The organism is Gilliamella sp. (assembly GCF_024104075.1).
Taxonomy (GTDB): Bacteria; Pseudomonadota; Gammaproteobacteria; order Enterobacterales; family Orbaceae; genus Gilliamella; species Gilliamella bombi.
This window is the reverse complement of sequence record NZ_JAGGHR010000017.1, coordinates 1-14,945: the sequence shown is the minus strand read 5'-3', so window position 1 is coordinate 14,945 and position 14,945 is coordinate 1. Positions and strand designations below refer to the sequence as shown.

The following is a 14,945-nucleotide window of genomic DNA, read 5'->3' as shown; positions in this document are numbered from 1 at the left end:
ATCATTATACTTGTTTTACTCAAAAACTCACAATTGATTATGATAAATATATCTAATGACTGTTTTAATTTATTGCTTGAAATAAAATTAGTGAATATACAATAATACATCATCTACAGATAAAATAAGTATTTTTACTACCTGAAAAGTATAAATGCTTAAAATATATCGATCATATCTTAAATTTTACTTGCTTGTTGGACTGTCTTTCGCTAATATCTCGCATCAATAAATTCTGTTGTATAACATATAAATTGACAGGTTGAAATGTACGAATTTTTAATTATAAGCTATTTAATTATCGCGGTTATAATAGTTGCGTTAGTTTTAATACAACGAGGTAAAGGTGCTGACATGGGTTCATCATTTGGCGCTGGTGCATCCGCAACTTTATTTGGCTCTTCAGGTAGTGGGAATTTTTTAACTCGCGCTACCACTTTATTAGGTATTTTGTTTTTTGTAATAAGCATTTTACTTTCAAATTTAGGTAGCAAACCACGAATAGCTTCATCTAGCGAATTTGAGAATATTGAAGATACTGTACCAGTAACAACACAGCTGAATGAAGGTAATACCGCACCTGCAACAGCTCCAATTACTCAACCTGTACAGCAAAATTCAACTTCAGATATACCTGAATAACAACGGCGCCGTGGTGGTGAAATTGGTAGACACGCTATCTTGAGGGGGTAGTGCTCTAAGAGCATGCGGGTTCAAGTCCCGCCCACGGCACCAAATCAATAATCAGTAACATTCTTTTAAACCCAACAAAGCACACCAAACTCAGTAATAACAAGCCTTACAGTCTATTTTATTGCCCATTAAGTATCAGTAAGGTACATTTACAACCAAAAATAATGGGGGTATATTTGGGGGTATAATTAAATACCCTATTATTGCGTACCCCCAAAGGTGAAAAATGGCTGTAAAAACTACTCCCTTAACTGACACACAAATAAAAGCATTAAAAGCCACTAGTAAGGATAAAAAGTATTTTGATGGTGGAGGTCTTTTTTTGTTAGTTAAACCGACAGGGGTTAAATTATGGCGATTTAAATATAAAAAGCCAATATCACATAAAGAGACATTATTATCTTTCGGTAAATACCCAGAAACATCGCTACAGCAGGCACGAAAACAACGAGATGAAGCACGCGAATTAATAAAGCAAGGTATAGATCCACAACATCACAAAGCGGAACAAGAACAACGTAAGCAAGAAGCTTGTAATAATACCTTTTACGCTATGGCTGAGAAATGGTTCAAATTCAAAACAGAACAAGGTTTAGAAGAACAAACGCTCAAAAAGGCTTGGCGTTCATTAGAAAATCATGTTTTCCCTTATATAAAAGATATTCCAATAAACCAAGTAACAGCTATCAAAGCGATTAACGCATTACAGCCATTAAATAACAATAATAAATACGAAACAGTAAAAAGAGTTTGTAGGCGAATTAATGAAATAATGTATTATGCTGTCAATATGGGAATTATCGATAATAACCCTCTAGCCAAAATCACCGACGTATTTAATAGCCCGAAAGTAAAAAATCAGCCAACTATTCCCCCTACTGAGTTACCGCAGTTCATGCAAGCTTTAGCTATGGCAAAGATTGAATTGCAAACTAGATGCGTGATTGAATGGCAGTTATTAACATTAACGCGACCAAGTGAAGCCGTAGGGGCTAAGTGGGAAGAAATTAATCTAGATAAAAAATTATGGAGTATTCCTGCCGAACGCATGAAAATGGATAGACCTCACAATATACCCTTATCACCGCAAGCAATAAAAATACTTGAGATAATGAAATCTATTAATCATAAAAGTGAGTTTGTTTTCCCAACAGCAAGACCGCCTTATAACAAGCCAATGAGTAGCCAAACCGCTAACATGGCAATAAAGCGCATGGGATACAAAGATAAGTTAGTTGCGCATGGATTAAGAGCTTTAGCTAGTACCGCTTTAAACGAACAAGGCTTTAATTATGATGTCATTGAAAGCGCGTTATCGCATGTAGATAAAAACGCAGTAAGGCGAGCCTACAACAAAGCAGAATATGAACATCAAAAGCGTATTATGCTTGACTGGTGGGGTGACTTTGTTGAGCAAGCAAGCCAAGGAAATCTCTCACTATCAGGTAACCGCAATTTAAAGCTAGTTAATCATTAACCATATCGCGCTATTCATACCGTGCCCCATATTTGGGTTACAAACTTCAATTATCCATAATAACCACTCCTCATATCTGAGGGGTGTTTTTTCAAATGTCACCCTTTACTTACCCAGTCATTAGGCTGTTTTTATGCTTACCCCCCATAATCTTAAACTTTTAATATAAAGTGTTCACTACTATTCACTAACCTAATATTAATTTATATATATCAATATATTATATACTTATTATATATATTTTTTGGTATTCACTAGTATTCACTACTGTTCACTACTATACACATTTAAAAATAATCTTGATCCTGTAATTAACCAATTGAAATATAAATATATTTATATGGCACTATTTTTTTATTAAAATAAAATAATTATTAATCATAATGTTAAGTTATGATGATTTTAAGGTTGATCCAGGGCTATTATTAGAGGAAAAGGCTAAATGCTTTATGGTGATTTCCACCATACAGGGAGATTACGGAAAAGGTAACATTAAAAAAACTAAAAAAATCGGGTTAGCGTTAAAATGAATGAGAGTGGGCGGTTTAGAACGTATAGGGTCGTAGGAATTTACACCCCCCTCCTATTGGTTGGCTTAGTGAATTTTTGGACACGTTAGAAAGCAATCTAATAATTCGCCTTATTGGATTATAATAGCCTTATTATTAGTAAGTTAGGTGGCAATATGGCAGGGCGAAAATCAAAGATAAAGGACATGTTAAAACTAGGGCAAGAGTATTTGCATAAACAGGGCTATATCAAAAATGGCGAAATCATTCCCTCTATGGCTGGACTGGCTTTATATGCTAACTGTTCAAGGTCAAGTTTATACAATTATGCGAGTTCAAGCGAAGAATTTAAGGACATGTTAGAACTTATCAAAGCGCGCCAAGAAGTCGAGTTAATTAATAAAGGCTTAAAAGGCGAGTTTAACGCAAGTATTGCCAAATTGATGCTTGCTAATCATGGTTATTCTGAAAAGCAGATATTAGACCATCAATCTATGGGTAGTGGCATTACAGCCAAATCCAAACCAATGCGTATTGAGTTAGTAGCGCCATAACCAAAAGATTTAACCGCCTGACAAGCAAAGAGCATAAACTTGTTACCTGCTCAAGTTTTAGATGCTCAAATTGAGCCACTTCATATGGAATTTAAATACCCAAAAATCCATTTAATATATAATCACTAGTACTTATATAGGTATCCATTCAGGTATCCAGTGAAAAGGCTTTAAAATAATGGATACTAATCGAAGCCATTGCTTAAGTAAATTATTTCTTGATTGCAAAAGTCAGATATCTTCATAATGAAGACAACTATAAAAGTATCTTTAGCATTTTGATATGAAACAGGCTAAATTAATCTGAATTGAAAGTACTTACCGACATAATGTAACTACATTGATGAGTTAGTGCCTAGATTGATTAATAAATAAAAAAATCATTAAAAGTGATTACAAAACCTAGAAACTAGAAAATCCCGTATCTAAAATAATACTATTCAATTCTTTTCTGTTTTATGTATAATTATGTACCTAACTGGTTGTAAATGTATGTAATTATTTTTTCTAGTAGTATTGATACTAGAGAATAACAACAAGCATGAGCGCTTTCAATTTTTAATTAAAACAAACTGCTGTAGCGGTTTTTATTTGATGAAAAAAACAATTAAAATAAATTTATTTTAGTGACACTATAGGTAATGTCATAGTATGATACAATCTAAAATTGAATATTTAAAAAAAAGAACAGCAAATATTTCTTGTAACGGTAAAGCAGGGATAGTGTCTTTTTTAACAGATCTTGGATTTTCTATGACAACTGGAAAATCTGCACAACATAAAATTTTTTCATTTAAAAAGTTAACTATTATTACTGATGGCAAGTTTAAAACTTTTTCAATTGATTGTGGACATGCACCTAAAAAACCAATGAAAATAAGTTATGTTCATAACATAATTAAATTATTGGAAAAATATGAAAAAGATCTATTGGAGATAAATGAGAATGGCTAACTTCAACCCTGAAATGTATACAATAACTATAAGACAAGAAAATTGTCATGAAGGACTTCTATATGTAGGTAGAGTTTCAGAACTTCCAGATGTTATTGAATATGGTGACTCCTTCAATGAAGTTAGAGAGCTAGTTATAGATACACTAATTACATCTAAAGAAGCTTTTGATAACATGGGTTTAGAATTTCCGAAACCAAAAGTTATAAATGATGGTGATGATTGCGGTGGTAGATTGACTCTGAGATTAAGTAATATTAATTATTCTAAAACCATATCTAATGCAAAAGAACAAGGGGTTAGTGTTAATGGATTTATTATAGAAGCTATAACCAGGTATATAGCATATATAGAATCAACAAAAGATATACGTCACATTTTAACATTCAATAATTTGACCCTAACAACTAGAACTAAGGTTTCAGATAATCTTACAATAAAATTACAAAACGAGAATAAACATGGATAAAATATTAAGTTCATTCTCCTTACAGGGAATTGTTACAAAAAATGTAGATATTGAGCATATTGGGGGTGGTAAATATGGAAAAGACAATAAAAAACAGCTTATTTCTAATGAATTAAGTTTAGGGTTTAATATAAAAAGCAATTTTAAAAAAATAAAGAAAAGTGATAAATTAATACAAATAGATATTGCATTAATGGCTTCCTGCTCAAGAGAATATGAAGGAAATATTGCAGAAAAATATCTAAATGTAACTTATGAGATTTCATGCTATTTTTCAGTAAATAATTATAGTGTTCTTAAACAAGTAACAGAGGAAGATTTTATAATACTAGGTGTTACAGCATCTTATTTAGAAATAAGACGAAGGTTACTAGATATTTTATTGGATGCTGGAGAGAATAATATTCAAATACCTTACTCTATCAGCAATGTAATTTCTCAGTTAAAAGAAGAAGTCAAGAATCAAAAATAATTGGTAATCATACATATCCACCAACCCACTTCGGTGGTTTGTTTATCTCCAAAACCCATTTAATGCATATAAACACAGTGCTATAATGTACCTAACTGTATATTAATGTATTATTTGCGTCTAGGCTGATCCCCGAACATTCGCAACCCTAGCGAACTGGCGCACATATCTATTAGGGCGTGAGGGGCGTATGGCATTACCTGAAAGGTTATTTTATCCATTAGATAAAGCTGTTATTAAAATAAATCAAAAGTTATCACCTGAAAACTATATAGATATTGAAGATTTATTATATTTTTGCTTCTGTAAAAAAATAGAATTATGTGTATTTTATACTGAAAACATCGCCAAGAAATATATTCTTCCAGCAGATTACCGATATAATAAGAGCCATAATAAAAAAATAACCACTTTAGGTGAAATATCAATAGATACATCTCAAAATAGTGGTTTTGAATTTTTGGAAAAATTATTTGTTCACGATGATTTTTATGGAAAGAGTCTAAAGACAAAATATGGATTTATAACTGCTGATTTATTTGCTCGTGATGAGGTTTTTAAATTAGAAAATGATAAAGATTCATTTAATTATAAATATCCATTTATCAATCATTATATTGACATTAATAATATAAACACCCTACTCGCAATAAAATTCTCTAAATACCAAATGTATCCTATACAAGAAATAACTATTTCACAGTTTAAACTTCCAAGAAATAGCTTTTTTATTGCTGATCGTATCTATAATCAAATCTCAGAGGACAACCCAAATTCTTTTTTGGATTCCCTATTTAAAGATTTAGATAATATTATTGAAGTAAATATAAACTCTTCCTACCCAGTAAAACTGGATATAAAAGATTTACTTATTACTCAAGAAGAAATAAACCTATTTTTAGACGGAGGAGATACTAACAATAAAACTGATCTTGATATAGTGCAAGCAGCTACGGGACGGCCAGAAAACTACTATAAAAGATTTTGTATTGATGTAGGCATTGCTACACGTGAAAAATATCCTTTTAGTAAAGTATCGACAATTTCTGAGAAGATTATAAATTACATTAAATTATTGAGTAATGAAGAATCAAATAATATTATTCCAACAAAATCAACAATAGATAATTATCTAAGACAAGTTGGGTTAAAATTACCATCGATTAAAAGTAGTGAAACTTTTGAATTAGTAATTCCTGAAAAATATAAGTTATTTTTTAAATAATCAATTAAATCGTTTAATGGCACATTTTAGTATTTAATGTAATGCATGTCTGTTTATACAGTTATATTCTATATCTATCTTTTAGATACAGGAGAATATAGCTAATGACCAATCAAATCCTATCCAAAAAAGAAGTAAAAGCTTTACTTCACTTCAAATCCGACACTAGCCTTTATACGCTGGAACGGAAAGATGAAACCTTTCCCCAAAAAATCAGAATAGGCTTGCGCCGTGTTGGCTATCGAGCTGATGAGATTTACTCTTGGCTTGAATCTCGCAGAGTAGAACGCCGCGAGGTAGCATAATGGTGATAAAACAAAACCCTCTATATCGCGAAATAATCGAGGGCTTGCATTGGAATCTTGACGCTTCCAATCATAGCCAATCTGATTATAAAAAGCTACCCAAAAAGCCGAGAGCTTACCTATTAATTGCGTGTACTGGTGACAATGGTATTACCGAAAATGAAATATTACGCACCTGTAGGCTTTCTAGCGGTAGAAATTACTGTTCAGAACTAGAAAGAAAGTTAGGCATCACATTAAAGCGAATGGATGAACCTAATACCGACGGAATAGGCTCACACTATCGCTATTACCTAGCCAATAAGGAAGATGCTCAAAAGGTGGTTAATCTGATTCTTAGTTATGAAAATAGCTTATTAACTGAATCAGATATCAGCCAAATTTTAGCACTTTATCCAAGCAAAGCAGCTTAATTAATTGATTTTATAGCAAAGCTCATTTTTGAGCCGACGGTATCCCTTTGCCTAAATTTAGCTAAACGGGGAATTTTCGGACACGTTAGGAGATAAAAAATGACAGATTTTAATAATTTAGTACCAGTAACCGAAACACAATTAAACGGTAAATTACAGCAAACAGTTAGCGCAAAGGCTTTACATAATTACTTAAAAGTAGGAAATGATTTTTCAACATGGATAAAGGGAAGAATAAAAGAATATGGGCTTATTAAAAATGATGATTTTTTAATCTTTGATTCATCAGAATTCAGGAATCAAAGTACAAATAATGAACAACAAATAAAATGGACAACTAAGCGAGGTGGAGATCGTAAAAGTACAGATTACATCCTTACAATCGGAACCGCTAAAGAATTAGCAATGATTGAAAATAACGAGAAAGGACGAGCAATAAGAAAGTACTTTATACGTTGTGAAGAACATCTTAAAGAAATCGCGCCAACAATCCAAAAGAAAGCACTTAATCGATTAAAAGCACGTTTAAAAGTCGCAGATTATAGCCGTCCTATGTGTGACGCTTTAACAGAGCAACGTAAAGCACTGGGGAAAAGCGCAAATAACACCGTATTTACTAATGAATTCGATATGATTAACCGCATCGTATTAGGTACTACATCAAGCAAATACAAGAAAGCCAATAATCTTACTGGTAATATTCGTGACCACCTAAACGAATTTGAATTAAACCATATCGCATACCTTGAGAACGCAAATATAACATTAATCCATATTGGTTACGACTATCATCAGAGAAAAGCCGAGCTAATAAAGTTATCTCATGCTTATTTAATCCGTCATATGGCACAGGTGGCTTAATTATGATGACTACACACCCATTTAACGCCCTAGCAATAGGGCAATATACTCAAGCCCTAAATAATCGCTTAAATTGCTATTTTAACGGAATTAACGCGAAATCATTCTTCTTGGTTGGCAATAATTCTAGTTTTCAGTCAAAAAAGCCTATTTCAGTGGAAACCAGTGTAAAAGTACGCGCTAAGTACGCAGTGAAAACCGTTTTTTTAATGCGTACTAATCATTGCATGGGGTTGAATTTCAAAAGTATGTTTCTTGAGTCCATAAAAAGGAGAATGGGAAAACAAATACCACCAATCAGTGGCATTAAGTTAAAAGATTATTTCTTATCTAGTTTAGCTAGTTTTTCGCGACAAGCATCCTTAACCCATGCGCTAAAGTTACTACTTTCTTGTAGTATTTGCTTTTCCATTAGTTCAAGTAAATCATCTTCAAAGCGGATTATTTTAGATGTGCTCTTAGAACGGTCAAAACTTCTTTTTTTATTTTCTTCTTGCATTGGTTTATACCACTATGTTAGATTATCAGTTAATGGTTTATACCATATTAAGGATAATACCACTAAAAAGCAATGCCACGAAGTGCGACCAACACTATCGAGGCATCTAACCACAAACATTAAACGGAGTAATGCTATGGCTAATAGTAATGATACCCTACGCCCTAAAAATGGGCAACCTGACCTATCTAATTTAATTTCTGTTTTAAATCTCTATCAAGCAGATATTCCAACACACCATTTATTACAAGCTGAGAATCATTTTGAAGAACTACAGCAATCTATTCTATATGGAATAGGTGCGATTGGTAACCTGATGTTTTGGGCTAGTGAAAATGAGAGTTATTCCGAGCAGAACCTTAAAAGTGATATGCGCGATATTGGCTATTTACTAGCACAATTAAGAGATGTTGCCTGTTTCGCTTCAAATCAAATTAACCTACTTGATGCTACACAAAACCGTAAGGGAGGTAAATAGTATGTTGAAAACGAATTATAAAGAAAAAAGTAATCGTGAAACCAAACTATTTAAATTCTATGACCTTACTACTGCCAAAGTATTTGAGGCATTAGCTCCTACAGAACAACAAGCTAGAAAAAGCCTAGGCAAATCATCCCTTATCTTTATTGCCAGAATTCGCTTATATCCAGTCATTGAAGACACTAGAAGCTTTGGAGGTTACAGCCATGAATAACGATCAGTTAATTTGTAATGTTGAATCTAAACTTATTCAAGTTCGGAGCATGGCTAAAATCGCTTTGGATAACACTAATTATAAGTGCGCAGGATATGACGAGCCTTTTATCGAACAAACCGATATGAGTAATTTACTGTGGGTTATTGTTGATTTAGTAGAGCAAGCTTTTGATGAGCTACAAGGGTACGGGTTAACGGAGGATAAGAATAATGGCTAATATCTCATTGGACGCAATTAATACTATCAATACAAAACTAGGACAAGCCAACGCTATCACCACGCTTTTAATGGTGGATTGTGATCCGGATACGCCAATTAATGATGAGTTACGCGCCTATGCCCTTGATGCTGTATCAGACTTGATTAACGATTCTAAAAAGCTATTTAGAAGCGAAACCGAGCGCAAGGAGGCAAAGAATGAAAGAGTTTGATTTTGTCCATAACGATGACGGCACTATTACCGCATTAAGGCTTAAAAATGGCAAATATGTAGCACTATTTTCTTTTGGCAAGGATGAAATCCCTAACTTACTCGCCGATGTCACCAAGCGACTACCGCCCGAGGTTAGGCGATACATGACACAAATTAAGGGGGTAAATCATGGATAACCAGCAAGAAGTAACAGCAATTCATCATAGTATCGTTGATTCTACCATGGCGATTATAGCAGGCTTATTTTTAATTGAGCAGATTAATAAAAACGGTGCCAAGGTGTTTATTCATGAGGGTATCAAGATTGATATTGACAAAGATTTAATTGTTTTAGGGTTAAAAGTTAGTCTTGAAGAATGCTTGATTGAAGACTTTGGCGAAAGTGAGGGATTAAACCGCACCTATGGGCTATTAAAAAAGATGTACGCCGAAAGTGACGATAAACCTATGGCACTAACGCAATTCGGGCAAGAAATGCTTGCAACGTTATTTATTGATTTAGCCGAAGATATCAAAGCTGAATCTAGCGCGATAATTCATTAAGGGGGATGTAATGAAAATCAATGAAATTACAGCCCAAGCCGTAGATAAATGGGATTATATCTTTCAATCATTAGGTATTGAAGTGGGTAATGGCAAACATTGCCCCTGCCCTGTCTGTGGGGGTAAGGATAGATTTAGATTTGATAACCAAAATGGTAGAGGTACGTACATCTGTAACCAGTGCGGTAGTGGTGATGGCTTAGAGCTTATCAAAAACTATTGTCAATGCGACGCTAAAGAAGCATCGAGTAAAGTAGTGGAGTGTTTAAATCTATCCAATCAGAATAACCAAATACGGGAAAATCTCGCATTTAGAAAAATAGATTCCGAACAATTACATAACGATAACATACCAGATAATCCCGTATGTAAAAAGGTCGAGTATTTGCTATCTAAAGTAACATTAGGGCAATCAGATTACCTGACCAAGAAAGGGTTAACCTTTGATTTACCCTTGTTAGATAACGGGCGCATTTTTGTGCCCATGCTGAATCTTCATAATGAATACGCAGGCGGTCAATTTATTGAGCTAGACGGCAGCAAGCACTTAATGAAAAGCTCGAGCAAAAAAGGGGCTTTTATTTTAGCCACCTCAATTTTGAGTAGACCTGCCGAGGTGTGCGCAAATTTGCTCGCACATAATGAAATTATTATCTGTGAGGGTTTGGCTACAGGGATATCGATAGCGGAATTCCGTCATCAGTCTATTGTTATATCCGCTATTGACGCAGGCAATCTTATTCATGTGGCTAAAGACATTCGTGAGTTAAACCCTACCGCTAAAATCATTATTGCAGGTGATAACGATATTGGTCAAAGCCCTAATACGGGCTTAGCTAAAGCAATAGAGGCAGCTCAAGCGGTAAATGGTTATTACTCCGTTCCTGATACAGATTATAAATGTGATTGGGATGATTATAGGCAACAATTTGGAAGCGATAACGCTTTGGCTCATTTTAATAAAAACCTCATAAAACCAGAGTTATCCACCATGACAAAACATAACATGCAAAACGAGTTATCAAGCATGAACCTATCGCAAATGGCATCAAGTCAACGCGCCGAACTGCTTAATCAATATTATGATAATAACCTTGCGATTAATCTTACTACCGATGAAATCTATCACTATCAAGATAACGCATGGCAACCTATAAGCGATAAACTATTAATGCGAACACTAGCCGATTTATTCACTCAATCAGGCGAACCATTTAACCCTATGCGAATTAGCTCAGCGGTTGAATCGCTCAGGTTATCACTGCCGATAATGGGAACACCTCAGAAAGATTTAATCTGCTTTAAAAATGGCGTATATGAGCTAAAAAGCCAAACCTTTAGACCTCACAATAAGCAAGATTGGTTATTAGTCAGTAATGATATTGATTACTACCCTGCCAAAGAAAATGAATCTTTTGATACTCACGCGCCCAACTTCGCTAAATGGCTAAAAAGAGCATCAGGCAATCAAGATAAGGCTAAAAATATCTTAGCTGCGCTATATATGATATTGGCTAATCGCCATGACTGGCAATTATTCTTAGAGGTTACAGGCGCAGGCGGTAGCGGTAAAAGTGTTTTTGCTGAAATTGCGACGATGTTATCAGGTAAAAACAATACTGTAATAGGCACTATGGACGCCTTAGAAAAGGCAAGGGATAGAGCTTTAATCGTGGGTTACTCATTAGTCATACTACCCGACCAACCGCGTTATATGGGCAGTGGTGCAGGATTAAAAGCAATTACTGGCGGTGATGAAGTCGCAATAGACCCAAAACACAAGCAACCCTATTCTTGTAAAATCCCTGCGGTAGTTTTGGTTATCAATAACGAGGCAATGAGATTTAACGAGCGTAACGGCGGTATATCACGGCGTAGGGTTATCTTTCACTTTGGCGAGGTCATCCCTGAAAAAGAGCGAGATTTAAACTTGGTTAGCAAAATAGAGCAAGAGCTCCCCTCAATTGTGAGGTTGCTATTAAATGAGTTTACCAGTCCAGCAGAAGCTAAAGAAAGACTACACCAGCAACAACAATCAGACGAAGCGACGGCGATTAAACGCGAATCCGACCACTTGGTGGATTTTTGTAGTTATCTTGATGCGCTTGATTATCCCAATGGTATGTTTATTGGCAATATGGGAATAATGCCCTTTAACCCCCGAAAATATTTATATCATGCTTATATTGAATACATCCGCAATACAGGTTTAAACAATCCGTTATCACTGACGCAATTTGGCACATCGCTTAATTATGCAATGAAAGAAAACGGTAAAGACTACATGCGTAAAAGAGCAAATAAAGGGATGAGGACCAACGTAGAGCTTAATATCAATACTAGTCAAGATTGGCTACCCAAAGCCGAAGAACCAAAACTTAAAGGAGTATAAAAGAAAATGAAATCATTGAAATCACTTGCTGACGCTATAGCGGAAACTTATGTTAATGAAATGATAGCTAAACAAGGTAATACCATATTTACCTTTGTTAATGATGGCGACACTTACACAGGAACTATCACAAAAGAACAATTATCATCGGGGTTAGTTGAACTAGCACTATTTTGTACAGAAAACGGTAGAAAATCTGACCCATTTCATTTTATCGAAGATATGATTAATTTTTATAGTAAACCTTGGCATATAACCGACTGGGGGAATAGAGCTATAAAAATATATACCGAACAATCATTACTACAAACCCCAACGCGCGTTTATCATTAGGAGATTATTATATGACGACATACTTTTCACGTGACAAAGATTTTACTATTACTTGCAGCGTAGAACTAAAAGACTTACTAGAAGCAACTGACAAAGCAAAAAAAGAACTTAAGGAATTAAGTGATAGTGGAGCGAAAGCATCAAAAGGCATAGATAAATTAGAATCCTCAGCAAAAAGCGCAGGAGGAGCACTTGGTAAGCTTACTACTATTGCTAAGGCTGTATCTGCTGCTTTAGTTTCTAACCAAATTATTTCTTATGCACAAAGCTGGAACGAGCTAGAAGACCGTATACAAAACACTGGCGCAACCGCATCACAAACTAAAGACATTTTAGACCAGCTCCTAGCAACTTCTGACCGCAACGGTCGCACAATTGAAGAATCATCAGAGTTATATATTCGCCTTTCAAATTCGATGGGCGAGCTAGGATATAGTACGCAAGGTACGCTATCTTATATTGGCTCAATGTCTGATTTATTGACTATCAATAAAACAAGCACAATAGGCGCAGAATCAGCTATCAATGCCCTTACCAAGGCGCAAATGAAAGGTAAGCTTGCTGGCGTTGATGCGATGACTGTATTTGGGCATATGCCTAGCGTTTTGGGAACATTATCCAATTACCTAAAGAAGAACGCCAAATCAACAAAAGAAGCTGAGAAAATAACAGAGCAATACGTAAGGCAGTTAGCCACTGACGGCAAATTATCTATGCAAACCTTTACCGATGCGCTTATAGATTCTAACGCTGAGCTAGATTCGCTTGCTGACAACATGCGAAATACTGTAACTGACGGGCTTAACCGTGTTACGAATAACCTTAAAAAATACTTTGGTGAACTTAATAACTCAACTGGCGCAACCAAAGTTTTAGTTGATTCGCTGATTCTAATGTCTCAGCACGTTGATATCTTGATGACTGGTGTCGGTGCGCTTGCTGCCATTTATGCAGGGAAATACATCACATCGCTAGCTAGTGTGACCAAACAGAGCGCCGAACAAACAATTGCAAATATTCGACAAGCACAAGCTGAAAAAGTTTTAATTCAAGCCGAAATAGAGCGAATTAGCGAGAACATCAGAGCGTTAGAAGTTCAGAAGCAGAATATTATTCTAGCTCAAACGCATTGTAATAGCTTACGCGCCCAAACATCATTAAATAAACAGCTTATCGCGGTTGAAGCCCAGTTAGCTACAGCAACAAACAAACATGCAGTAGCGCAAACACAGTTAAACACAGCAATAAAAACGACTTCTTTAGCTGCCAATGGTCTAAGGTCTGCTATGGCTTTGTTAGGTGGACCTGCTGGCGCTGCTATGTTGGCGGCTATGTCGCTGTACCATTTCTATGAAAAGGCAAAAAATGCAAAAGAAGAAGCTGTTGGTTTAACTGGAAAAGTGAAAGCACTTTCTGAACAGCTTAATTCTTTCGCTGATGAAAAATTAGTTGTTATTAAAGATGAAGCTGTCAAAGATATAAAAAATGCACAAGAGCAGTTGAAGTTATTGCGCGTCCAAATGAAGTCAACACAAGATCTTTTGGATAAGAAAACTCTTGTTCCTCCATCTGAAAAACAAATAAATGAAGCTCTTGTCACTAGAAATAAACAGCGTGAACAAGAAAAAGAAATTCTTGACGGAATATTGGCAGCCCAAAAACAAATAGCAGAAGTTGAAGACATACTAGCTTCCCGTATAGGACCAAAGCTTGTAAATAATGGTAAGGAATTAGCAAAAAACTGGGATGACGCATCAAAATCAGAAATTGATAAAAAGCTTGCGAGCATATCCAAAGAGCTTGAAATTGCTAAGTTGAAAGCCAAAGAAAATAGTGAAGCGGCATTTGTCTTGGACGGGCTTTATTCGGCGTTGGGTGATAGAGCTAATGAGTATAGGGAAGACTTAGTAGCGCTGGCACTTGGTCAAACCAACTTTACTAAGTTAACAAATGACCAAGCGGTTGCTTTACAGCCGTTGATAGCACAATTAAGAGTGTTGTCAGCGGAAAACAATAAAATTAAGGCAAGCAATAAAAAAGGCACAACAAAATCATACGCCGAAGAAGTCAAAGAGCTTAGTGATAAATTGGAAGTTGCTAAACTTGAAGCAAAAG

20 protein-coding genes and 1 tRNA gene are annotated in these 14,945 nt (G+C 35.1%); 20 read left to right on the top strand and 1 reads right to left on the bottom strand.

Going from position 1 to position 14,945, the window contains the following annotated elements; translation table 11 throughout:
- The first annotated feature begins 267 nt into the window (after positions 1-267).
- From secG to J6569_RS06670, 11 genes are all read left to right on the top strand, one after another.
- Complete coding sequence (secG, locus tag J6569_RS06720) at positions 268-642, top strand: preprotein translocase subunit SecG (RefSeq protein ID WP_085166040.1); 375 nt, start codon at positions 268-270, stop codon at positions 640-642.
- Positions 643-649: 7 nt separating this feature from the next.
- A tRNA-Leu gene (locus J6569_RS06715) sits at positions 650-735 on the top strand.
- Between the two features lie 184 nt (positions 736-919).
- Entirely contained in the window at positions 920-2,170 is a 1,251-nt protein-coding gene (locus J6569_RS06710) for an integrase domain-containing protein (RefSeq protein ID WP_296318081.1), read from the top strand.
- 685 nt (positions 2,171-2,855) lie between these two features.
- On the top strand, positions 2,856-3,233 hold the full coding sequence (locus J6569_RS06705; RefSeq protein ID WP_296318080.1) for a terminase small subunit: 378 nt from the start codon (positions 2,856-2,858) through the stop codon (positions 3,231-3,233).
- A 651-nt stretch (positions 3,234-3,884) separates the two neighbouring features.
- Positions 3,885-4,187: a hypothetical protein gene (locus J6569_RS06700; RefSeq protein WP_296318079.1), complete on the top strand. Its 303-nt coding sequence runs from the start codon at positions 3,885-3,887 to the stop codon at positions 4,185-4,187.
- A complete protein-coding gene (locus J6569_RS06695) occupies positions 4,180-4,656 on the top strand; it encodes a hypothetical protein (RefSeq protein WP_296318078.1) in 477 nt (158 codons plus the stop codon). Before J6569_RS06700 ends, J6569_RS06695 begins: the two co-directional genes overlap by 8 nt.
- Positions 4,649-5,128 carry a hypothetical protein gene (locus J6569_RS06690; protein WP_296318077.1) on the top strand — a complete coding sequence of 160 codons (480 nt, stop codon included), beginning with the start codon at positions 4,649-4,651 and terminating at the stop codon, positions 5,126-5,128. Before J6569_RS06695 ends, J6569_RS06690 begins: the two co-directional genes overlap by 8 nt.
- Before the next feature lie 190 nt (positions 5,129-5,318).
- Positions 5,319-6,353 carry a hypothetical protein gene (locus tag J6569_RS06685; RefSeq protein WP_296318076.1) on the top strand — a complete coding sequence of 345 codons (1,035 nt, stop codon included), beginning with the start codon at positions 5,319-5,321 and terminating at the stop codon, positions 6,351-6,353.
- A 104-nt stretch (positions 6,354-6,457) separates the two neighbouring features.
- Positions 6,458-6,658 (top strand): AlpA family transcriptional regulator, encoded by a 201-nt coding sequence (locus tag J6569_RS06680; protein ID WP_091125917.1) that lies wholly within the window; start codon positions 6,458-6,460, stop codon positions 6,656-6,658.
- A complete protein-coding gene (locus J6569_RS06675; protein ID WP_296318075.1) occupies positions 6,658-7,071 on the top strand; it encodes a hypothetical protein in 414 nt (137 codons plus the stop codon). Before J6569_RS06680 ends, J6569_RS06675 begins: the two co-directional genes overlap by 1 nt.
- A 99-nt stretch (positions 7,072-7,170) precedes the next feature.
- Positions 7,171-7,932 carry an antA/AntB antirepressor family protein gene (locus J6569_RS06670; protein WP_085166036.1) on the top strand — a complete coding sequence of 254 codons (762 nt, stop codon included), beginning with the start codon at positions 7,171-7,173 and terminating at the stop codon, positions 7,930-7,932.
- Between the two features lie 319 nt (positions 7,933-8,251).
- On the opposite strand, the gene J6569_RS06665 is transcribed toward J6569_RS06670, so the two are convergent.
- A complete protein-coding gene (locus tag J6569_RS06665; RefSeq protein WP_085166035.1) occupies positions 8,252-8,431 on the bottom strand; it encodes a YlcI/YnfO family protein in 180 nt (59 codons plus the stop codon).
- Positions 8,432-8,567: 136 nt separating this feature from the next.
- Here J6569_RS06665 and J6569_RS06660 point away from each other — a divergent pair, with 136 nt between their 5' ends.
- The 9 genes from J6569_RS06660 to J6569_RS06620 all read left to right on the top strand — a co-directional run.
- Positions 8,568-8,909, top strand: a complete 342-nt coding sequence (locus tag J6569_RS06660; protein WP_065585765.1) for a hypothetical protein — start codon at positions 8,568-8,570, stop codon at positions 8,907-8,909.
- 1 nt (position 8,910) lies between these two features.
- Entirely contained in the window at positions 8,911-9,126 is a 216-nt protein-coding gene (locus tag J6569_RS06655; protein ID WP_085166034.1) for a host cell division inhibitor Icd-like protein, read from the top strand.
- Positions 9,119-9,346 (top strand): hypothetical protein, encoded by a 228-nt coding sequence (locus J6569_RS06650; RefSeq protein ID WP_065636761.1) that lies wholly within the window; start codon positions 9,119-9,121, stop codon positions 9,344-9,346. The genes J6569_RS06655 and J6569_RS06650 overlap by 8 nt, the downstream gene beginning before the upstream one ends.
- Positions 9,339-9,560: a hypothetical protein gene (locus J6569_RS06645; RefSeq protein ID WP_085166033.1), complete on the top strand. Its 222-nt coding sequence runs from the start codon at positions 9,339-9,341 to the stop codon at positions 9,558-9,560. The genes J6569_RS06650 and J6569_RS06645 overlap by 8 nt, the downstream gene beginning before the upstream one ends.
- Complete coding sequence (locus J6569_RS06640; RefSeq protein WP_065627010.1) at positions 9,547-9,738, top strand: hypothetical protein; 192 nt, start codon at positions 9,547-9,549, stop codon at positions 9,736-9,738. The genes J6569_RS06645 and J6569_RS06640 overlap by 14 nt, the downstream gene beginning before the upstream one ends.
- A complete protein-coding gene (locus tag J6569_RS06635) occupies positions 9,731-10,105 on the top strand; it encodes a hypothetical protein (RefSeq protein WP_085166032.1) in 375 nt (124 codons plus the stop codon). The genes J6569_RS06640 and J6569_RS06635 overlap by 8 nt, the downstream gene beginning before the upstream one ends.
- 10 nt (positions 10,106-10,115) lie before the next feature.
- Positions 10,116-12,497: a primase-helicase zinc-binding domain-containing protein gene (locus J6569_RS06630; RefSeq protein ID WP_296318074.1), complete on the top strand. Its 2,382-nt coding sequence runs from the start codon at positions 10,116-10,118 to the stop codon at positions 12,495-12,497.
- Between the two features lie 6 nt (positions 12,498-12,503).
- Complete coding sequence (locus tag J6569_RS06625) at positions 12,504-12,830, top strand: hypothetical protein (protein ID WP_296318073.1); 327 nt, start codon at positions 12,504-12,506, stop codon at positions 12,828-12,830.
- Between the two features lie 11 nt (positions 12,831-12,841).
- On the top strand, positions 12,842-14,945 hold a 2,104-nt coding region (locus tag J6569_RS06620), incomplete at its 3' end, for a tape measure protein (RefSeq protein WP_296318072.1).